Consider the following 20,671-nt stretch of genomic DNA (forward strand, 5'->3'; position numbering starts at 1 on the left):
GTCTCCACTAAAACATTTCTGACTCCCGATTACTGACTCCTAAAATTTTTAGATTGAGGTGTGAGTGATGTTAGCCCAAGACCGTCGCAAAAACATCATACGACTCCTGGATGAGCATGGAAGCGTGAAAGTCGCCCATTTGAGCGGTTTGCTGCAAGTAACGGAGGAAACAATCCGTCGGGACTTGGAACAGCTCGAAAAAGACGGGTATTTGACCCGCACCCATGGCGGAGCGGTCAAAAACGCGGTTGACCAGCAGGAGACAGCCTTTTCAATTCGCAATATGCACAATCATGAGGAAAAGCGCATGATTGGCCTGAAGGCCATCGAATTCATCTCCCCGGGCGAGGTCATTGCCTTAGATGCCAGCACCACCGCCTTGCAGGTTGCGCAATGCCTTAAGGAGAGCGGTAAGAAGGACATTGTCGTCATTACCCACGCCCTGAAGGTTGTGATGGCCCTCATGGACAGCCAGGATATCACGGTGATCAGCACCGGAGGAGTTCTGCAGCACAGAACCATGTCTTTTGTCGGACCGATTGCGGAAAATGCCTTGTCCAACTATAACATAAAAAAAGCTTTTGTATCTTGCAAAGGGCTGACTGTAGAAGAAGGCATTACGGAATCAACCGATGTGCAAGCAACCATGAAAAGCGAATTTTTCAAGGCGGCTAAGGAGATTTTTCTATTGGCGGACCATGATAAATTCGGTCAGGCGGCTTTGGCCACGGTGGCCCCGGTTTCCGTGGTGCAGAAACTGATTACGGATATAGGTACGCCGGACCAGGAGGTCGAGAAATACCGGGCGCTTGGAATAGATGTTGTTAGAGCAGATAGATAATCGTTTAACGAGAAAGGGGGATTAGTAATGGGTAAAGAAGGAGCTAAGGTTTGGTTTATCCCTGATGCATATTTGCCGAGCAGCGGCAAAGGCGAAAAGTACGAAGGACATGAAGCCATTTGTGTCTTAAATACAACATCTAAGAATGCTGCGCTTCAATTGTCATTTTACTTCTCGGATCATGATCCTTGGGAAAATATTGTTGTGGTTGTTCCTGCTAAGCGTTCAAAGCACATCCGACTTGATCATCCGGAGGACTTGGGTGGAACAGTTATTCCACGGGATGTTCCTTATGGCATAAAGATCGAAAGCGATACCAACGTTTCGGTCCAATATTCCCGCCTGGATGTGGCTCAACCCAATTTCACCCTGATGACAACCATTCCGTATTATGAGGAGTGAGTTTTTGTAGAAGCTTAAGGAGGTGAACCCCTAAAAATATTTAATAGATTTTCTTTTTGGGTTTTATTCAAAAAATTATGAGGAGGGTTAGTATGTTCAAAAAGTTGTTTTCAGTTGGATTAGTTGCAGTGCTAGCATTATCTCTTGCCGGTTGCGGCGGACAGACTGCCAATAATGCCGATAATGCTAAAGCAGCTGGCAACAAAAAGGTCACGATTGGTTTTGCCAACCTGACCGACGAGATTACGTTCGGACAAGCTGTCAAGAAAGGTATGATTGCCGAGGCCCAAAAACGCGGCTGGGATATCATAGCCGTAGACAACAAACTTGATGGAGCAACGGCTGTAACGAATGCGGATACCTTGCTCACCCGTGGTATTAACCTCTTTGTGGAATTTAACGTAGACTCCAGTGTCGGACCGGCTATCATGGATAAAATGAATGCGGCCAAGGTTCCGGTTATTGCAATCGATATTCCGCACCCGGGAGCGACTTTCTTTGGTGCTAACAATCCGGAGGCCGGCCGTCAGCTCGGTTTGTGGCTGGCTAATTATGCCAAGACTAATTGGAATGGCCAAGTGGATGATTTAGTACTCGTAGAGAACCCAACCGCCGGGGAAGTTCCCCAGCAACGGATGGACGGAATTGTCAAAGGAGTCAAAGAAGTACTCCCTAATTTTGATGAGAAGAAAATTATCCGTGTTGACGGGCGTAATGACGAGATTAACGCTAAAACCAAAGTTACCGATATGCTTACGGCCCATCCCAATGACCGTCACATTTTAATTGGAACCCTCAATGACCAAAATGGTTCCGGAGCACTTGCAGCCCTGGAAACGACCGGCCGTCAAAATGATGCTGTTATTGGCAGCCAAGGAGCGGAAGGTCCTTTCCTCGACAACCTGCGTAAAGGGGACAATGCCTGGAAAGCTTCCGTTGCCTATTTCCCCGAGAAGTATGGCGAATATGTAATGGCTTTAGCTGATAAGATTCTCAAAGGGGAATCTGTACCCAAGGAAAATCACCCAGAACACATTGTTATCGATAAAACGAACGTAGATAAATATTACCCTGCTAAATAACTAAAGTTATTTAGGTAATTAATAACTCATTTTTTATTAAAAAAGCAGCTGGGGAATTTCCTAGCCCCAGCTGCCTGACATAAATTCTATGCAGCAGGGGGTGACAAGTTTGGATCAAGAGCTTTGTCTTGAGATGAAAGAAATTACTAAGCGCTTTCCCGGAGTATTGGCTTTAGATAGGGTAGACTTAGATCTTCGACGTGGAGAAATTCTTGCTCTTCTGGGTGAAAATGGGGCAGGAAAATCTACGCTCTTAAAAATCTTGGCCGGTGCTTATCAGAAGGACGAAGGCAGTATTTGTATTGATGGAAAGCAGTATGAATTTGCCACTCCAAAAGAGGCTTCTGAGGCGGGAGTGACAGTAATTTACCAGGAACTCAATTATCTGCCGGACTTAACCGTTGCGGAAAATATATTCCTAGGCCGCCAGCCGACCAAAGGACCATTGGGCAGAATTGACTGGGATAAAATGAATCGGGAAGCATCGGAAATTCTAGTTCTCATGGGAGTAAGTGTTAGTCCGAAAACGTTAATGTCAAACCTCTCTGTGGCTGAGAAACAATTAGTGGAAATAGCCAAGGCTCTCTCGAAGAATATGAAAATCTTAGTGATGGATGAACCGACAGCTGCTCTTAATGATGCGGAAGTTACTAAACTTTTTGAGATTGTACGGGGAATGAAGGAAAAGGGAATTTCTATCATCTACATTTCCCACCGTTTGGAAGAACTCTTTGAAATCTCGGACCGCGTGATGATTATGCGTGATGGACGCCGCATTGGCGTCGTGGATACAGCCGCGACTACCAAGGATGAGCTGGTTACAATGATGGTAGGCCGTCAAATTGATGAAATGTTTCCGAAAAAATATTTAGAATCCGGGGAAACCTTATTGGAGGTTCGTAATTTAACCAATCGCACCAAAGTTAAAGGTGTTTCGCTAACCCTGAAAAAGAAAGAAATCCTTGGTATTTTTGGGCTTATGGGTGCCGGACGTACCAGCCTGGCAGATACCTTGTTTGGTGCTGAACCGTTGACCGGTGGCGAAATCTTGATTGAAGGTAAAAAACTAAATTTGCATAATTCCAGAGATGCTATTGAGGCGGGTATAGCGCTGGTACCGAGCGAACGGAAAACGGCCGGCCTTATCTTAGGCATGTCAGTCAAAGAAAATATTACGATTGCTACCATTTCTGAACTAGGAAAAGGCATGGGCATTAATTTACGTGCAGAAGCGGACAAGGCGCAACGCTGGGTAATAGAGCTTAATATTAAAACACCTTCCATCCATACCGTCGCTGAAAGTTTAAGCGGAGGTAACCAGCAGAAAGTTGTACTCGCTAAATGGTTGGAGGCTAAGCCCAAACTATTGATTCTCAATGAACCAACGCGGGGAATTGATGTAGGCGCCAAGGTAGAGATATATAACCTGATGGAGACTTTTTGCGAACAAGGGCTTGGCATTTTGATGATCTCTTCAGAGTTGCCAGAGATTTTAGCATTAGCCGACCGAATCTTGGTTATGAGTGAGGGCCGGATTACCGGTGAGTTTACCAGAGAAGAAGCTACCCAGGAGAAATTAATGAAATGTGCAGTTGGGGGGATGTGAGGTGAGCGTAAAACCTGCCGCAGCCGGGAACCGGCGAAAGCTGAAATTTACAACTGAATTGACTTTGCTCATAGCTTATGTAGCCATGATTATCGCGTTTTCCATCTTATCTCCTTATTTTTTAAGTATAAGAAATTTCATGAATATCGGTCTTAGTGCCTCAATTACGGGCATAACCGCCACCGGAATGACTCTGGTTTTGCTTATGGGAGGACTTGACTTATCCGTGGGTTCAATTATAGCCTTAGTCGGTATCATTATGGCGGTTCTGATGAAAGGTGGCACGTCCGTTCCGGCTGTAGTTTTGGTCGGGCTGGTTGTCGGGCTTATTTCCGGGCTAATCAACGGACTTTTTATCACCAAGGTTAAGATTAACCCATTGATTACAACGCTTTCGACTATGGCTATTTACCGGGGGATAACCTTTGTTTCCACTGATGGCCTGTCGGTTTTAATCTCGAATAAGTCCTTTAGTTTCTTTGGACGTTCTTTTATTTTGGGGATTCCCGTTGCGGTTATCATTATGTTAATTCTTTATGTTTTTTTTGCATATTTGCTTCGTTATACCAAGTTCGGTCGTAAAGTTTATGCCGTTGGGGGAAACCCGGAAGCAAGCCGTCTTTCGGGAATCAATGTCGATCGTATCCGGCTTATGGCTTATACCATAAGCGGTTTAACGGCTGCTGTAAGTGGGATTATTCTAGCCTCTCAAACGGGAACCGGGCTTCCGAATGCCGGAACCGGCATGGAATTAAACGCAATTGCGGCAGCTATTCTCGGCGGTACCAGCTTAGCTGGCGGGAAGGGAAATATTGCGGGAACTCTTTTAGGTGTGCTTATTCTTTCCACTCTAAGCAATGGTTTAACTCTGCTGAATGTCCCTTCGTTCTATCAAATGATTGCGCAAGGAGCGGTGCTGCTGATCGCAGTTACACTGGATGTAATCCGCGGCGGTGGCTACAAATAAAACCAGCTGGTTACTGTCCTAAGTAAATCTTCTATAAAGGAGTGGCAAAAAATTGGGAGAAATGACTGCAAGAGAACGGGTTGTTAATGCGATGGAATTCAAACCCGTTGATAGGGTACCTGTATTTGATCTGATTCAAAACATCCCGCTGATTGAACATTGTACAGGGGAAAAAGTCACAGTAAAGAACGGGCTTGACCTTCTGTGTAAAACAATCAGTCAAAATCTTGATGCGACAAGGGGTATTGCTCCTCCGGTTGAAGAGAAGACCTATACGGATAAAGATGGTTTTGTGTATAAGCAGGAATGGTGGACAACCTGGCTGGTTGACCGCCCGTTTAAAGATGTGGAAGGGCTGCAGGAATATATTCGTAAAAACATCGAAGAGCTTCAGGATTACCAGCCCGGCGATATGTGGACATTTGCGGGTAAAGCCAATGTATGGGGTCAAGGGGATAAAAGCCCGCGCGAACAATTTATGGAGCTCCAGGAAAAACTGGGGGATACAGTATTGTTCCCTTCAGAAAGTCCTGTTGGTTTGGATACGGCTTGGATCCGGGCAGGTTTGGAGCTTTTCAGTTATGCATATGCAGATGATCCGGATTTGATTTCAGATTGGCTTCAAGCTCTGGCTGATTTTGAAGTCAAGCGGATTCATGATGTCGCTGATTTGAGCTTGTCCCCGGTTACTCTTGTTTACGCGGACTTAGCTTTTAAGACCAGTCTGATGTTTTCACCGGCGTTTCTGCGCAAAGAATTTTTCCCGCGCTTAAAACAAGTTACAGATGCCTGGCATTCCCATGGGATCAAGGTTATTTACCACTCTGACGGTAATTTGATGGAAGTGATGGATGATTTCGTGGCCACTGGAATTGACGGCATTAACCCGGTAGAGACCATTGCCGGCATGGATGTGGGAGTGATTCGGAAAAAATATCCTAAGCTGACCATGATGGGTGGAATTGACTGCAGCCAGCTCTTGCCGTATGGCACGGAGGAAGAGGTTGAGGCTGAGGTCAAAAAGATTATTGACCAAGGCTTTACCGGTGGCGGTCTTTTGCTGGGATCTACAACCGAGATTCATCCGGACTGCAAAGTGGAAAATGTTCTTAAAATGTGGGATACAGCCGATAAATACAGCCGGAGAAAGTAAGCCAGGAATGTAGGGTACCAGGCTGAAAGTAACGATTTCCGGGCTATTGTACTCAGTCAGAGAAAGGGCGTGACTTTATTGAAGCCGAGAGAACGGTTTTTAGCGGCCGTCAATCTTCAGGAACCGGACCGGGTCCCCGTATTTGCTAATCTGACGCCACAAGTTGCGGAGAAGCTTGGGAAAAAGATGGGGCTTCCTTATGCAGCAGAAGATTCTTTCCTGTCGACGCGTATCTCCCATACGGAAATTTTGTTGGAACTGGGCAATGATGCGGTCGGAATCGGACCCGGCCGGGAAAAACCCACCATTCGCTTAGAAGATGGCAGGTTAAAGGATGAGTTTGAGATTATTTATCAAACTGTGGGTTTATATGATGAAGCAGTGGTGCGTCCATTGGCAGAATGTGAAACCATTGACGATTTGAATCGCTATCAATTGCCCGATCCGCTTGCTCCAAGCCGTTTTGAGCTTGCAGAAAAAATGGTAGCCCGCTATCAAGAGAATTACGCGATAGTCGGTGACCTGGAAGCTACAATCTTCGAGTTATCTTGGAATTTGGTCGGCATGGAAAAGTTTTTGATGGATATGGCCATGGGAAAAGAATATCTCTTCGAACTGTTAGACCGTGTAGCCGAGTATAACACCAAGATCGGAGTCCGATTGATCGAATTGGGTGCAGATGTCATCTGGATGGGTGACGATTTCGGTACCCAGCAAGGTATGATGATTTCTCCTGCCATGTACCGTAATATCTTCAAACCCCGTCAACGCAAGGTTATTAAGGATTTTAAGGAAGCTAATCCTAATGTTAAGATCGCTTATCACTCTTGTGGTTCAATTGTCCCTATCATTGAAGACCTAATTGAAGTAGGAGTTGATATCTTAAATCCGGTACAGCCTCAGGCCAAAGGGATGGATTTGGCCTTGTTCAAAGAGAAGTTCGGAGATAGAATTGCTTTCTTAGGGGGCGTCGATGTTCAGGGGGTACTGCCCAACGGTACGCCAGCCGATGTAGAAGAAGAAGTAAAACAGAGAATTCTGGCTGCAGGCAAAGGCGGCGGTTATGTCTTGGCTCCGGCACACAACATTCAGCCGGATACAAGCCTGGAAAATATCTATGCCATGTACGAGGCCGTCAAGAAATACGGAACTTACCCCTTGAACTTCTAAACGCAGTGTTTACTTTGAGTTATGTGCATAAAATAAGGAGGTTTGAACCATGTCTTTATTTCAAGAAATGTCCGAAGCTGTCATTAGCGGCAGCGCCAAAAAAGTAAAGGAATTATCCGAACAGGCTCTTGCTCAGGGAAATGACCCGCAAAACATCATTAATGATGGCTTAATTCCTGGAATGAATATTGTTGGAGCAAGATTTAAGGCGAATGAAATTTATGTTCCTGAAGTCTTAATCTCTGCCCGAGCTATGCATGCGGGTTTGAATGTAGTTAAACCTTTGCTGAGTGCAGCAGATACAACAAATAAAGGAACAGTCGTAGTAGGTACCGTTAAAGGAGACCTTCATGACATCGGGAAAAATCTGGTCTGCATGATGTTAGAAGGAGCCGGCTATAAAGTCATTGATATCGGGATCGATGTGGCTCCGGAGCAATTCGTGAAAGCTGTTGAAGAAAATAAGCCACAAATTGTAGGGCTATCTGCTCTGCTTACAACTACAATGATTAATATGAGAAATACGATTGATTTGCTTAAGAGTTATCCTGTTAAAGTAATGGTCGGAGGAGCACCTGTCACTGAAAAATACGCGCAAGAAATTGGTGCTCATGCGTATGCGGCCGATGCGGCATCCGCGGTTGATAGAGCGAATGAGCTGGTGGCTTCTTAGAGTCCTTTGCATAGCCGTTAAGATGCTGTGATAAAGGAGGATTAATTACGTGCTGATTGTCGGAGAACTTATCAATTCCACGCGCAAAGCCATAAGCCAAGCCATGGAACAAAAAGATAAAGCATACCTTCAGGAGCTAGCCCGCCGTCAGGTTGAAGCGGGCGCTCATATCCTCGATATAAATGCTGCCACCAGCAGCAATGAAATTGAAAACATCCAGTGGTTGGCTGACATTGTTCAGGAAGTGGTGGATGTCCCTATATGTATTGACAGCCCGAGCGCTGAGGCGGTTGCGGCAGGACTTGCCCGCTGTCAACGTCCTGGAATGGTTAATTCCATTTCAGCGGAGCAAGAGCGTTGGGAGCAGATGCTACCCCTTATCCAAAAATACGGAGCCAAAGTAGTCGCTCTCTGCATGCAAGATGGAGGAATGCCTGAAACGGTCGATGACCGGTTAGAGGTAGCGGAAAAACTAGTTTCCGGGCTCACCAGGGCAGGAGTTGCTGCCGATGATATTTACCTTGATCCGTTAATTAAACCACTGGGGGTTGACCACAATTTCGGCCTGCAGGCTTTGGAAACGACGCGTCTTTTACGTGAAAAATACCCACAGGTGCACGTTATCTCAGGACTGTCCAATATTTCTTTCGGACTTCCGGAGCGCCGCGTAATAAACCGGGCTTTTTTGGTGATGAGTGTGGCGATGGGTATGGATGCATTTATCCTTGATCCTTTGGATCAGGCGATGATGTCCCTTTTGGCGGCATCCCGAGCTTTGGCTGGACAGGATGAGTATTGCATGGATTATATCACGGCTGTACGGGCTGGTTTGGTGAAGGCCTAAGAAGGCTACTTGCTCACGAATGCCAAGTTAGAATCAGATTTGAAGGTTTCTCTTATTTCAGGCTATTGACAGGAATTAGTCAATAGCCTTTTCCTGACATCCACTTACAGATGGGGAACAGTTACGGTTATGTTAAGTTTACTCTTTCACAACTAACTAGTAATAAATGGGAGCGGGAAGGATAGGAGGTGAGCGACTATGGATACTTTTAAGGTAACGTTTCTTCCCGTTAAGGCCGAGGTCGAAGTCGAAAACGGCACGACTGTGATGGAAGCGGCCATAGAAGCGGGGATAGAACTCGAAGGCCCGTGCGGCGGCAAGGGAACTTGTGGCAAGTGCCGGGTTAAGCTCATAGGAGAAAATAGTGAGGAGTTTGTACTAGCCTGCCGCACAACCGTAAGTAAGAATTTGATGGTTGAGATTCCCCATCTTGAAGTTTCTTTGCACCGTAAGAGCGAGTTAACTCAAAGCGAGCTTGATTTTGACATTAATCCCGGAATCAAAAAAGTCTACCTTGAGTTAGACAAGCCGTCGCTGGAAGATCAGAGCCCGGATGCTACCCGTCTCTGGCGCGCCTTAAGCAAGACAGGCAGTTTTAGTGACTTAGATAACCTGAACATCCGGATTGATGTTTTGCGGACATTGCATCAAAGTCTGCGGCAAGATGATTTTAAAGTAACTGCCACTGTCGCCAATGGAGAAGTAATAAAGGTCGAAGCGGGGGATGTATCGCGCCAACTGTTCGGGTTAGCGGTGGATATCGGTACGACTACGGTGGTCGCATCTCTGGTTGATCTCGGTACAGGGGAGACTCTGGCTACGGCTTCAGCTACAAATACGCAAAACATTTTTGGAGCTGATGTTATCGCCCGGATTGAGCATGTAATGAATGATGACAGAGGGCTTGAACATCTAAATAAACGGGTTGTCGGAGTGATTAACCGTCTGTTGGCGAAGTTCGCTCAGGCAGTGGAGATTTCTCCCGAGGAAATCTTGCAGGTGGCTGTTGTCGGCAATACCACGATGAGTCATTTGTTCCTGGGCTTAGATCCCACGTACCTGGCTTCATCCCCGTTTATTCCGGTATCTGCGCATTTGGTGCGAGCAGAGGCTAAAGACTTGGGTCTGGAGATATTTGCGCATGCTCCTGTTTACATGCTGCCAAATATCGCCGGATATGTCGGAGCAGATACTGTGGGGGTAATTCTCTCCACCGGAGTGCACAAACAAACAGGAATACGCCTTGCGGTTGATATCGGCACCAATGGCGAGATTGTTTTAGCCGCTTTTGGAAAGCTTTGGACGTGTTCAACAGCCGCCGGACCGGCGTTTGAAGGAGCACAAATTCAATTCGGCATGCGGGCCGCTACTGGAGCTATTGAGAAGGTAAAAATCGATAAAGATGTCCATTTGAGTATTATTGGAAATGCTCCGGCCAAAGGGATTTGCGGTTCCGGCTTAATGGACATTGTAAGTGAATTAGTTAAAGAAGGCATAGTGGATGAAAGCGGCAGAATGCTCAGCCGGGAACAGGCCGTTCACTTACCCCAGGCATTGCAAATGCGCCTGGACCACAATGCCGTCTACGGCAACCACTTTATTCTCGCTGCTAATCCGGGGTCAGAGCCAGTGGTAATCACGCAAAAGGATGTCAGAGAACTGCAACTGGCGAAAGCGGCTATCTATGCAGGAATCGAGATTCTGCTCAAAGAAGCCGGCTTACGTGCGAATGATCTCGACCAAGTATTGTTGGCAGGAGCCTTTGGCAGTTACATCGATAAACGGAGTGCGCTAGCCCTCGGCTTGCTGCCGCCGGTGGCTCCGGACAAGATTATCTCCGTGGGCAACGCCGCCGGGGCGGGTGCCAAGCTAGCTTTGCTCTCCAGACACTTGCGCGCGGAGGCCGAGGATTTGGCCCGGAGGGTCACGCATGTAGAGCTGTCGACGAGGCAGGATTTTCAGGAATTTTTTATGAAAGCTATTGGCTTTCAGTCGGAAGGGGTAGACTTCTGAGGAGGGCGGGGAATGGAAGACTATTACCAAAGTTTTCGTGTCAAACTTGAGGGAGTCTCAGGAGAGTGCTACCGGGTAGCTACGGCTGCAGAAGGGATCGAATTGGCCACGCATGTCTTACAAAGCAAAGGAGTAAAATCAGTGGCCCTTGCCGGTTTTTTCCTGAGTGAGGCGGGGGGCTTGGCTTCAAAACTGGCCCAGGCCGGAATTACCGTACACACGGAGAATCTTCGGGCAGCCGCCCCCGAAGCTGATGCCGGCATTACCATAGGGCGGTGGGCAATCGCGGAGACCGGCACGATTGTGCAAACAGCCACTGATGTCGATGAACGCCTCTGTTCCACCCTGCCGCCGTTACATCTTGTTTTGCTGTCAACAGATGCCTTGGTTCCTACCTTGGCTGAAGCCTTGAAGCGGATCCACAGTTCTCCGGAGATTCCGGGATTTGTGGGTTTTATCACCGGCCCCAGCCGCACTTCGGACATTGAAAGAGTGCTAACCATAGGAGTGCACGGCCCGGAGCAATTCATCGCGGTCTTCGTGGAGGGGGAGGTGGAGTAAAGTGGGAAAGCCGGAGGTTAAGGGCAAAATTAAGAAAGCCTTGGACAATCAGGTGCTGCGCGGGGCTTTAGGCAAATTCGGAGACACGTATATCGAAGCAAGGGCGAAAGCCTATGAGGGGTATGATTTTGAAGCGTTGCGCTCCAAGGTGGCAGAAAGGAAAGCCTACGCTGCCTCCCATCTGGAGGAAATGCTGGACCGTTTTGAAAAAGCGGCCGCTGAGCGGGGGGCCAAGGTATACCGGGCAGCCGGGGCGGAGGATGCCAAGCGTTATATTGTAGAAGTAGCCGCGCGCAATGGGGTTAAAAACATCGTGAAGTCCAAATCCATGGCTTCTGAGGAAATTCACCTGAATCAAGCGCTAGCGGCAGCCGGGTGCGATGTGCAGGAGACAGACCTAGGGGAATGGATTATTCAGCTGGCGCACCAGCGCCCTTCCCATATGGTCCTGCCGGCCATTCACATGACCAAAGAACAAGTGGCCGAGGTGTTCACGGATAACCTGCAGCGGCCAAATGACCCGGAAATTGCGGCTTTAGTCAAAACGGCGCGCCTGGAGCTTAGAAAAAAATTCCTCCAGGCAGACATGGGAATATCCGGGGCCAATATGGCGATTGCCGAAACCGGAACCCTGGTTATGCTCACAAACGAGGGCAATGCCCGTCTTACCTCTACTCTGCCGCGAGTGCATGTATTTCTGGTCGGACTTGAGAAGCTGATCCCGAATTTCGAGGATGCGCTCTACGTCCTCCAGACCCTGCCCCGCAGTGCTACCGCCCAGCAGCTGACCAGCTATGTGACCATGATTACCGGTCCTACGCCGGCCTACTATCCGGACGGAAGCGTCCAGGACAAGGAATTTCATATCGTGATCATGGACAACGGGCGCCGGCAGATGTATGCCGACGATAAGTTCAAAAAATCCTTTCAGTGCATCCGCTGCGCTTCCTGCCTCAATGTCTGCCCGATTTATCAATTGGTGGGGGGGCATGTCTACGGCCATATTTATACCGGCGGAATCGGGGCCATCCTCACCGCTTTTCTCCATTCGGAAGAAGATGCCAAGGACGTGCAGAGCCTGTGCCTCCAATGCGGGAAGTGTGCGGAAGTCTGCCCCGGCCAGCTCGATATTCCGGAAATGATCCTAGAGATTCGCAATCGCATCGGGGATAAGAAAAAACTCCCCTTCACCCAAAAATTTGCGCTCGACGTGGTATCGAACCGGCGCTTGTTTCATTCTTTGCTTAGGGTGGCGTCAAAAGCCCAAAAGCCGCTCAGCCAAGGCCATGGGTTTATCCGGCATCTGCCTTTGTTTCTCTCCGGGCTGACGGAGCAGAAAAGCCTGCCTGAGATTGCAGATGTTCCGTTTAGGGATCTCTTCAAGAATGTGAAACAGGAAGTACCCTCACCCAAGGGTAAGATTGCCTTCTATGCAGGGTGCCTGATTGATTTTGTCTATCCCCGGATCGGGGAAGCTGTGATCAAAACGCTCAATGCCAAGGGGTATGAAGTGACGTTTCCGGAAGGCCAGTCTTGCTGCGGAGCCCCGGCCAGCTATATGGGGGATCGGGAAAATGCGCGGAAATCGGCTGTGCTCAACCTTGAAGCCCTCCATGCCGAAGCAGTGGACTATGTGGTCACAGCTTGCCCGACCTGCACCCATGCGCTCAAAGACAGATTTGCGGAACTGGTGGCGGGTGATCCCGTGTGGGCGCCGAGGGCAGCCGAGCTTAGCCGCAAGTCCCGGGATTTTTCCCAGCTTTTAAGTGAACTGGGCAGCGATCCTCCGGAACCCAAGGGCAAGCCAGGAAAGCGGAAGGTAACTTATCACGATTCCTGTCATCTCAAACGTAAAGCGGGCGTCTTTCTTGAACCGCGCCAGCACATGCAAAATATTGAGGGGCTTGAACTGGTGGAAATGAAAGAGTCGGATAGCTGCTGCGGGTTCGGCGGTTCGTATTCTATCAAATTCCCGGAGCTTTCAGCACCCATTCTGGAGCGAAAGCTTAAAAATATTGAGGCCAGCGGGGCTGAGGTCGTTGCTGTGGACTGCCCGGGCTGCCTGATGCAGATTGCCGGCGGCTTGGACAAGAAAGGGTCTAAAATTATCGTCAAGCACACCGCGGAATTAATCACAGATGAAGCTCTGACTGAAAACCGAAAAGAAAACGACTTGCGACAAAACAAGTGCTAATTAGCCATTATTTGCTCAAGGAGTTTTACCCTCGAAGTAGAAATAATCTTAAGTAAAGCGGACAACCTTTAATCCGGATTATTAATAAGGCAATGCGTTGCCACGAGAGCGAGCGAAATCGCAGGAGGAGGAAGGGGTTCGCGCCAGAGTCTGCCAGGAGGGAGGGATGTTGGCTTTCCGGTGAATACCGCTTGTTTGGATAAGCTCTTGGGGGAGTGGGGATACTGATACTAACTTTTAGGCGATTGGCTGTAAGAATGATTCGCACTCCACATCCTTATCTTCTGAAAGACTTTTCCTAACCTACGGTTTGGAACCGGGAAGGACTCTATCCTAGGCATTAAAGACGCGTCTTAACCCCTGTGACTGCAGCGCAGGGGGGAGATCGTCCCGTGGCCTGCCACTCTGTTGGAGAGCGGTCGTCGGTAGACTACGGGAAATTCTTAAGCCCAGGGAAGGGCTTAATTTTTTTTTGCTAAACCAACTTGAGGAAGAGAAGGAAACGGGCTCATCATAGAGAATACTTTAAGGTATGCTAGTCCGCAGTTAGCCATCGGATGAAGGGGGAACCTGTTTTGATTCGTGCGATTCTATTTGATCTGGATGGAACCCTGTCCCTGATGGATCAGGATGAATTTATGCGTAATTATGTGGGTCTTTTGGCCCCGCGTTTTGCTCATCTTTTGGCTCCGGACCGTTTTGGGAAGCAGCTTATGCGTTCGACCGATGTGATGGTAAAAGAACCTCAGCCCGGTCGTACCAATTTACAAACTTTCTTTGACGACTTTAATAAGGCTACCGGACTTTCATACACTAATTTATGGCCTATCTTTGAAAAGTTCTACGAAACGGATTTCCCGGCTTTGCGTGTTCTGGCCAAACCGAATCCTGAAGGGAAGAAAGCTGTGTTAACCGCTGTGAAACAAGGATTTGTGACGGCGGTGGCTTCTAACCCGGTCATGCCTCTGACAGCCATGAAAGAACGGATTCGCTGGGCCGAGCTCACCCCTGAAGATTTTACGTTAATTCCTTCCATTGAAGACTTTCATTCGTGCAAGCCGCATCTCAGCTTCTTCGAAGAATTAGCAGAAAGGTTGGGCATGAATCCTGAAGAGTGTTTAATGGTCGGAAACCACCCCATCGAGGATTTAGCTGCCCGCGAGACCGGAATGAAAGTGTTCTTAGTCGGTAATCCCCCGGCAGACGTGGTGACAGATTATCACGGGGAGTTAAGCGATTTGATCAAACTCATCCTTCAAGGGAACTTCTCCTAGACATGCAGCCTGCCCTGACACCTAGCATGGAGCTTTTATTCCAGGAATTCCTGCGCCGTTACCGGGAATTGCAGGCGGCTAAGGCCTTAGAAACCATATGGTTTACATGTGCTGTGCTTTTAGGGACAGCCGTTGTTATTCTTCCCTGGATTTTTCCGGATAAGGGACTTCCTCTCACCGGAATCGCTCTCATCTTTCTTTTTTTGATTGTGCACCAATATATCCGGCAAAATCAGAGGGTTGAACACCTGAGTGTCAATGTTCACGTCTTGCATCATCATCTCTTGGGAAAGCTTGAGGTGGGATTTTGTGAGCATTTGTTAGATTGTAGCTGTGCTGAAGACTTTCGCCGTCATGTATGGCAGAATTACGGGATCTCCCTGAATGGCGGAAGTCTTGAGGAGAGATACTAACCTCGAAAAATATAAAGGAGTGTTTATCAGTGCAAGCAAAAGTAGTTTCTTCCACCGCCGCCCCGGCAGCGATCGGACCGTATTCGCAGGCGATCGTATTTGACAAATTTGTGTTTACTTCAGGTCAGATCCCTTTAACTGCGGAAGGACAGCTTGTGGGGGAAGGGATCGTTGAACAGGCAGAACAGTCTCTGCGCAACTTGGAAGCCGTGTTGAAAGCCGCAGGATCTTCTCTTAACCAAGTGGTAAAAACGACCGTTTTCCTGCAGGACATGAATGATTTTGCCACGGTCAATGAAATATACAGCCGTTTCTTCTCAGAGCACAAGCCGGCCCGGTCAGCAGTACAGGTAGCCCGGCTGCCGAAGGATGTCAAGATTGAGATCGAAGCCGTCGCGTATTTAGGCTAAGCAGACGGGGTATGAACGTTACAGGGGCTCTCAGAGTTTTTTTCTGAGTAGCCCCCTTTGATTTCCGTTCATCAGAGACGCTAAAATTATTCTGCCCTGAAAATAGACGAGGGGCAATTACTTAGCGAACCGTAGAGCAGAGGAGCGTCGAGAGCGCAGTTGATTCAGCGTTAAGCAGCGTCACGGGACTAGTCCACGGATGGACTGATGCCGCGAGTGCCAGGACGGCACAGGAGCGGCGCACTTCAGGTATTACCCTAAGGTTTGGCGCTGTAGCTGAATCAACAAGCTCATCCTTCGGCGAACAGCTTCACGCTGTTCGAGCATCCGGCGCGTGGTACGATTATCTCCGGTGACATGAATCTCCGGTGGAGATTCATGCCGAGGGCGATTCCACAGAGAATACTCACCGCCCGAGGATGATAATCGCCGAAGCCGCACAACACCAGAGAATCTCTTCGCGGCGAAGGATGCGGGTAATGCACCTTGGCTATTTTCATCCATCAGTGGTGCCGCATAGCGGCATGGGAGTCTGACTCCTGACTCCTGCTTGCTTATGTTGGATTCACTGTCACCGGCTGATGCGGTGCCGGCTCATTCGCATAATTGGAATTCATAGGAGTAACTGAACCGATATCCACGTTCACTTGCACCGGGACCGGTGCGGCCATGACAATCTCATCTTCAGGATACCCCATGGCCATTAGTTCTAAATACCGGTGTTCGGCTTGTTCCTGGCTGATGAAATCTAATTCTTTTTTTAACCCGACGATATAGTCCATCATTATCACCTCATAGGAATTATGAGGCAATCCGGACGAAATTATACATTTATTAGGAGTACACGTATCAGGGTTAAAGTATCACAGTTCGAGCACGGCCGCTTCATCCCGGTCCAATTTATCCATGCACGTTTTTAAGCGGATGCGCAAGGCCGGATCGGGTACAGCGTCCCGCATCTGGCGAAGCAGGTCGATGGTGCGCCTAAAGACACTGATGATATCCCCTTCATCCAGGTTGCAGAACTTCTGCACTTCGGGCAGGGACAAGCCCCGGCTCCATTGATAAGTAATCACGGCCACCCTGGGGTCATAGCGCACCGCCTCCGGGCCGCAGACGCTTTGAAGGTAATGGGCCAGGTGTTTAACTTCAGTCCAATCGAGGATATCGACCCTCTGGAAAAAGTCATTCTTGCGCGATTCATAGTCCACCGCCGAGAGCAAGGCGTTAAGCTGGTCGTCATCCAGCTCTTCAAACAGGCCTGAGAAGACGAGCTCTGTGACCAAAAGCTCCTGGACATATATCCGGCCGGCGCACATTCCGCGCGGGAGCAATTCGTTCTCACGCAAATACCCCAGCTGGCGCAGCTGGTTTTTCTTCATTTCAAACTCATGAAGAAAGGCGTTTTCCCCCGGAAGCCCTGCCAGGTTTTTTTCCAGTTCCTGATATTCTTGCTTGAGCGCCTGATAGGATTGAGTTTCGCTGCGGCAGACAGTTTGACGGGAGGCGGGGCAAGCTTCCGGAGGATGAGCCAATAGCTTTTCCCAGGATTGGATTTTGCGGGCCATCGCTTTGCCATAGGCGCGGTGCTGTTTGCGCGGGCCCAATGAGCGGTAGACCCGCTGCAGGCGTTCCAGCTCTTTGCGTTTGGGATAGTGCTTGAGAGGGCAGTGCCAGGTACCGACATGATGACACTCATTTAAGCCGGTCTGTTTGAGTTGTTCGGATAGAGCGGCTAATTGCGCGTTAATTTGGGTACTGGCCTGAAGGGAACTGTAAGCGGCAAAGCTTTTTTGGAAAAAAACTTTAATCTGTTCGTAATTCAGGGTGGAAGTCAGGTTTAAGACGGTGTTATAGGTCAGCTTGAATTGACTGGACAGCGGTTCCAAACGGTCAATCTGAAAGCGGGGGGGCGGGTTTTTCTCAAACCAGGTAAAATCGATCAAGGCAAAAGAATAGCCCTTGGCATCAATGCCGCGCCGGCCGGCTCTTCCTGACATCTGGAAAAACTCATGATTGGCCAGAGGCCGGAAATTGCGGCCGTCGAATTTGTTCAGGGATTCAAAACACACCGCTTTAACCGGGTAATTTATCCCGACACTGAAGGTTTCCGTGCAATAAAGGACCTGGATTAAACGTTCTTGAAATAACTCCTCGACCATGGCTTTTTGGACCGGGAGCAGTCCGGCGTGATGGAAGGCAATCCCTTTGCTGCACAGGCGTTTAAGCTGTAAAGTGGACAGGGACCAATTCTCTTCCGGACCGAAATGCCTAAGAAAGGCTTCTTCCACGTGGCGGCGCTGGTGCGGCCGCAAGTAGTTGGCATGGCGCGCCAGTTCCTTGGCATTTTCGGCACACTGCTTGCGGCTGAAGACGAAGAATAAGAGGGGCAGGTATTTACCTTCAATGGCCTTGATTAAATCCAAGTGGGTAGTTTTGGCAAACGGGTTTTCCGTGAAGGCGTTTTTGCGCTGCTGGCGGTAAAACTTCCAGAGCTTGTCATAGGTCACGATCCCGGTGTCTTTACTGTAATAATAATATTCAAGCGGAACGGCGCGTTCCTTTTCCTCAATTAAGGCGACTTCTTCTTTCCGAATGGAAGAGATCCATTCCACCAGTTGGCGGGCATTGGCAATGGTTGCACTTAAGCCTAAGACTTTCATGTGGGCAGGGGCCAGAATGATAGACTCTTCCCAGACGGTACCCCGTTCTTCATCATTGAGCCAGTGAATTTCATCAAAAATAATATGGGAGACCACAGCCAGGTTAGGATCTTCCGTGATCACCTGGTTGCGGAAAATTTCTGTGGTCATAATCAAAAGGGGAGCCGTTGGATTGAGCACCACGTCCCCCGTCATAATCCCTACGGCCTCCGGGCCGAATTCTTCTTTAAAATCTTTAAATTTCTGGTTGCTTAAGGCTTTAATGGGTGCGGTATAAATTACCCGCTGTTTCTTAAGCATGGCTTGTTCGACCAGATAATCAGCGACCAGGGTTTTGCCTGTACCGGTCGGGGCTGCGACAATCACCGACTTGCCGACATCGATCGCTTCTAAAGCCTCGAGTTGGAAAGGATCCAGAACCAGACCGTGGTAGGTGCGCTCTGACATTTGCTTCAACCCGTTTCTCCAAGAGTCCTCCTTATTTTAGCAAACCTTGGTAATATGGTCAAATTAATGCGGTTTTTCTGTGCTCACTGGTCTGAACTGCGGTTATAAACCATATGATGAAAACAAGAGACAAGAACCTAGGGGAGGAATGAGGGTGTCGCTGCGTACGGAAATCGAACAAGCGATGGGTCTAAAATTCCCCGAACAGGGCGGAGAACCCGTGATCCGTTTTGAAGAGTCCATGGAGGTGCCGCGGGCTGCGGAAAATGTGATGCGCGGCTTTTACCGTGACCCGGGAAAGGTTCAGGGTGCGTTTAACCGTTTGCTGGCTGAGACCGGGTCATTTCTCGATGTCCTGCTGCCGCGGCGCTCGCGTCTGCGGGAATGGACGGAGCAGCTGCCGGAGCGCCCGCTGGAGGCCGAGTCGTTCTTGCGTACCAGTTCTGAGCAATTGGCCAAAAAGGAACAACGGATGCTGCAGGCGGAAAAAGACCTCCTTCAGAATTTGAAAGAAAATGCGCTCCAGGATCTCTTTCCGGTCGAGCTGAAAGCGTTTGGGGTGTGTTCGGTACGGGAAAGCTCTGTTAAAATATTTCTAAAGCCCTTGAGCCAATTAGCCGAGATTTTGGAGCTTAATCCGGAAAAACTGAGATTTGTGGTGCGAATCCATTTCTTGTTTCTCTTGCTTTTAGTTTCAGGCGCGGATCTGGACGGGAAAACTTATATTCGTGGTGAAGAGGAGCCGATGCTGGACGCTCTGGCCGGTGCTTATGCTTTCAAATACTTGGGGAGCCAAGCGCCTGAGTATGCGCACTGTTATAAACAGTGGTTTCAGGCGTGGGGCGGGACTACCCCCTCTGCCTTATCCTTGGCGGGGGAAAGCACGGAAAAATTACGCGCTGCCATGGTTTTCTGGCGGCGGCAGGATCTGAGCTGGGAGACATGTTGGCGGATTGTGGGTGAATTAGAGGGTTTACGGCCAGTCAGCAAGTTCATACGGTCGGAGGATTTCTAAGCGGTCTTCACGCAAGGAGATGATTCCGGCTTTTTTCCAATTGCTGAGGGTCCGGTTAACTACTTCCCGCGACGTCCCGATCATACTGGCCAAGTCGCGGTGGGTAAGGGTGCCGTCGACATAGATCGGCTGGCCGGGGGCGCTTGCGGGCCGGGCCAGGCGTAAGAGCAAGGCTGCCAGAATCCCGGCAGTGGAGCGGCTGGTTAAAATGCGAATAAATTCCTGGGCCAGGCGCAGCCTTTTGCTTAAGGTCCGGATGAGGGCCAGCGCGATCTCGGGGCTTTTTTTGGCGATGTCTGCCATGGCCTTGTTGTTTAAGACCAAGAGGGTGCTGTCGGCCACGACTTCGGCGGTTGCGGGATAGGAGCCGCTTTCCAGCAGGAGCTCCTCCGCAATGCTGGTGTACGGTCCATACCAGTCGAGTATATGTTCATCTCCGTCAATCAGGGTTTTACTGAGTTTTATTTGGCCGGAGAGGACAAAATATACATAAGAGCCCATTTCTCCTTCCGTATAGAGTATTTGCCCTTTCCGGAATTGCTGTCGCTTAAGATGGGGAAGGAGCGGGGTCAAATCCTCCGGTTTTAAAGAGGAGAAGAGGGAAAAACGCAATAGCTCATGGGCAGAGATCACGGGCTGAGACCTCATTTCCGTAAGAATTACTTAAGAGAGAAGTATTCAGGAGTCAGGGGTAGGAATAGCGGCAGAGTCCTGAATCTTGTCCCGGGCATAAAATAGTAATAGGATTCCGGGGTAAGGGAGCTCACCGCTATTTTCAGGAGAAAGAAGGAAGTTCCAAGAATGGAAGTAGAATTTGTTCCGGTGCGCCTGCAGTGGCAGATCACTAATTCCTTTCGGGTATTAACCGTGCTTATAGCTGTAGTGCTTACTGTAATTATTCTGATAAACTTGGATTGACTGTTCTCAGAGAGGGTTATAAATT

At 48.9% G+C, this 20,671-nt stretch carries 19 protein-coding genes; 16 read left to right on the forward strand and 3 right to left on the reverse strand.

Annotated features, from left to right (window positions below; all coding sequences use genetic code 11):
- Nucleotides 1–67: 67 nt before the first annotated feature.
- From J0X21_RS09250 to J0X21_RS09320, 15 genes are all read left to right on the forward strand, one after another.
- Complete coding sequence (locus J0X21_RS09250; RefSeq protein ID WP_206811912.1) at nt 68–841, forward strand: DeoR/GlpR family DNA-binding transcription regulator; 774 nt, start codon at nt 68–70, stop codon at nt 839–841.
- Nucleotides 842–868: 27 nt separating this feature from the next.
- Nucleotides 869–1,243, forward strand: a complete 375-nt coding sequence (locus J0X21_RS09255; RefSeq protein WP_206811913.1) for a sensory rhodopsin transducer — start codon at nt 869–871, stop codon at nt 1,241–1,243.
- Between the two features lie 92 nt (nt 1,244–1,335).
- Entirely contained in the window at nt 1,336–2,325 is a 990-nt protein-coding gene (locus J0X21_RS09260; RefSeq protein WP_206811914.1) for a sugar ABC transporter substrate-binding protein, read from the forward strand.
- Between the two features lie 133 nt (nt 2,326–2,458).
- On the forward strand, nt 2,459–3,931 hold the full coding sequence (locus tag J0X21_RS09265) for a sugar ABC transporter ATP-binding protein (RefSeq protein WP_407947642.1): 1,473 nt from the start codon (nt 2,459–2,461) through the stop codon (nt 3,929–3,931).
- Between the two features lies 1 nt (nt 3,932).
- Complete coding sequence (locus J0X21_RS09270) at nt 3,933–4,898, forward strand: ABC transporter permease (protein WP_206811916.1); 966 nt, start codon at nt 3,933–3,935, stop codon at nt 4,896–4,898.
- Between the two features lie 61 nt (nt 4,899–4,959).
- Entirely contained in the window at nt 4,960–6,051 is a 1,092-nt protein-coding gene (locus tag J0X21_RS09275) for a uroporphyrinogen decarboxylase family protein (protein WP_236006187.1), read from the forward strand.
- Between the two features lie 78 nt (nt 6,052–6,129).
- Entirely contained in the window at nt 6,130–7,221 is a 1,092-nt protein-coding gene (locus J0X21_RS09280) for a uroporphyrinogen decarboxylase family protein (RefSeq protein WP_206811918.1), read from the forward strand.
- A 49-nt stretch (nt 7,222–7,270) separates the two neighbouring features.
- A complete protein-coding gene (locus tag J0X21_RS09285) occupies nt 7,271–7,894 on the forward strand; it encodes a corrinoid protein (RefSeq protein WP_206811919.1) in 624 nt (207 codons plus the stop codon).
- A gap of 49 nt (nt 7,895–7,943) precedes the next feature.
- Nucleotides 7,944–8,738 (forward strand): methyltetrahydrofolate cobalamin methyltransferase, encoded by a 795-nt coding sequence (locus tag J0X21_RS09290; protein WP_206811920.1) that lies wholly within the window; start codon nt 7,944–7,946, stop codon nt 8,736–8,738.
- Between the two features lie 198 nt (nt 8,739–8,936).
- Nucleotides 8,937–10,751, forward strand: coding sequence for an ASKHA domain-containing protein (locus tag J0X21_RS09295; protein ID WP_206811921.1), 1,815 nt, complete (start codon nt 8,937–8,939; stop codon nt 10,749–10,751).
- Nucleotides 10,752–10,763: 12 nt separating this feature from the next.
- Nucleotides 10,764–11,312: a LutC/YkgG family protein gene (locus J0X21_RS09300; RefSeq protein WP_206811922.1), complete on the forward strand. Its 549-nt coding sequence runs from the start codon at nt 10,764–10,766 to the stop codon at nt 11,310–11,312.
- Between the two features lies 1 nt (nt 11,313).
- Nucleotides 11,314–13,506 carry an L-lactate dehydrogenase (quinone) large subunit LdhH gene (gene ldhH / locus J0X21_RS09305; protein ID WP_206811923.1) on the forward strand — a complete coding sequence of 731 codons (2,193 nt, stop codon included), beginning with the start codon at nt 11,314–11,316 and terminating at the stop codon, nt 13,504–13,506.
- 575 nt (nt 13,507–14,081) lie between these two features.
- Nucleotides 14,082–14,780 carry an HAD family hydrolase gene (locus J0X21_RS09310; RefSeq protein ID WP_206811924.1) on the forward strand — a complete coding sequence of 233 codons (699 nt, stop codon included), beginning with the start codon at nt 14,082–14,084 and terminating at the stop codon, nt 14,778–14,780.
- 2 nt (nt 14,781–14,782) lie between these two features.
- Nucleotides 14,783–15,193, forward strand: coding sequence for a hypothetical protein (locus J0X21_RS09315; RefSeq protein ID WP_206811925.1), 411 nt, complete (start codon nt 14,783–14,785; stop codon nt 15,191–15,193).
- Nucleotides 15,194–15,222: 29 nt separating this feature from the next.
- Nucleotides 15,223–15,603, forward strand: a complete 381-nt coding sequence (locus J0X21_RS09320; RefSeq protein WP_206811926.1) for a RidA family protein — start codon at nt 15,223–15,225, stop codon at nt 15,601–15,603.
- A gap of 554 nt (nt 15,604–16,157) precedes the next feature.
- Here the strand turns inward: J0X21_RS09320 and J0X21_RS09325 are convergent.
- The gene (locus J0X21_RS09325) at nt 16,158–16,385 is read right to left on the reverse strand and encodes a hypothetical protein (RefSeq protein ID WP_206811927.1); all 228 of its coding nucleotides are present in this window, start codon (nt 16,383–16,385) and stop codon (nt 16,158–16,160) included.
- An 81-nt stretch (nt 16,386–16,466) separates the two neighbouring features.
- On the reverse strand, nt 16,467–18,713 hold the full coding sequence (locus J0X21_RS09330; RefSeq protein WP_206811970.1) for a DEAD/DEAH box helicase: 2,247 nt from the start codon (nt 18,711–18,713) through the stop codon (nt 16,467–16,469).
- A gap of 148 nt (nt 18,714–18,861) precedes the next feature.
- On the opposite strand from J0X21_RS09330, the gene J0X21_RS09335 reads away from it, so the two are divergent.
- On the forward strand, nt 18,862–19,728 hold the full coding sequence (locus tag J0X21_RS09335; RefSeq protein ID WP_206811928.1) for a hypothetical protein: 867 nt from the start codon (nt 18,862–18,864) through the stop codon (nt 19,726–19,728).
- Here J0X21_RS09335 and J0X21_RS09340 read toward each other — a convergent pair.
- On the reverse strand, nt 19,687–20,361 hold the full coding sequence (locus J0X21_RS09340) for a Crp/Fnr family transcriptional regulator (RefSeq protein ID WP_328812636.1): 675 nt from the start codon (nt 20,359–20,361) through the stop codon (nt 19,687–19,689). The genes J0X21_RS09335 and J0X21_RS09340 overlap by 42 nt on opposite strands.
- Nucleotides 20,362–20,671 lie beyond the last annotated feature (310 nt).

This window comes from Paradesulfitobacterium ferrireducens (genome assembly GCF_017310645.1).
Lineage (GTDB): Bacteria > Bacillota > Desulfitobacteriia > Desulfitobacteriales > Desulfitobacteriaceae > Paradesulfitobacterium > Paradesulfitobacterium ferrireducens.

Excerpts from the sequence above, each read along its gene's own strand:
- J0X21_RS09265 (WP_407947642.1), top strand. The coding sequence starts at position 2,459 with ATGAAAGAAATTACTAAGCGCTTTCCCGGAGTATTGGCTTTAGATAGG.
- J0X21_RS09295 (WP_206811921.1), top strand. The coding sequence starts at position 8,937 with ATGGATACTTTTAAGGTAACGTTTCTTCCCGTTAAGGCCGAGGTCGAA.
- J0X21_RS09300 (WP_206811922.1), top strand. The coding sequence starts at position 10,764 with ATGGAAGACTATTACCAAAGTTTTCGTGTCAAACTTGAGGGAGTCTCA.
- J0X21_RS09275 (WP_236006187.1), top strand. The coding sequence starts at position 4,960 with ATGACTGCAAGAGAACGGGTTGTTAATGCGATGGAATTCAAACCCGTT.
- J0X21_RS09325 (WP_206811927.1), bottom strand. The coding sequence starts at position 16,385 with ATGGACTATATCGTCGGGTTAAAAAAAGAATTAGATTTCATCAGCCAG.
- J0X21_RS09285 (WP_206811919.1), top strand. The coding sequence starts at position 7,271 with ATGTCTTTATTTCAAGAAATGTCCGAAGCTGTCATTAGCGGCAGCGCC.
- J0X21_RS09250 (WP_206811912.1), top strand. The coding sequence starts at position 68 with ATGTTAGCCCAAGACCGTCGCAAAAACATCATACGACTCCTGGATGAG.
- J0X21_RS09335 (WP_206811928.1), top strand. The coding sequence starts at position 18,862 with ATGAGGGTGTCGCTGCGTACGGAAATCGAACAAGCGATGGGTCTAAAA.
- J0X21_RS09330 (WP_206811970.1), bottom strand. The coding sequence starts at position 18,713 with ATGTCAGAGCGCACCTACCACGGTCTGGTTCTGGATCCTTTCCAACTC.
- J0X21_RS09255 (WP_206811913.1), top strand. The coding sequence starts at position 869 with ATGGGTAAAGAAGGAGCTAAGGTTTGGTTTATCCCTGATGCATATTTG.
- J0X21_RS09260 (WP_206811914.1), top strand. The coding sequence starts at position 1,336 with ATGTTCAAAAAGTTGTTTTCAGTTGGATTAGTTGCAGTGCTAGCATTA.
- J0X21_RS09315 (WP_206811925.1), top strand. The coding sequence starts at position 14,783 with ATGCAGCCTGCCCTGACACCTAGCATGGAGCTTTTATTCCAGGAATTC.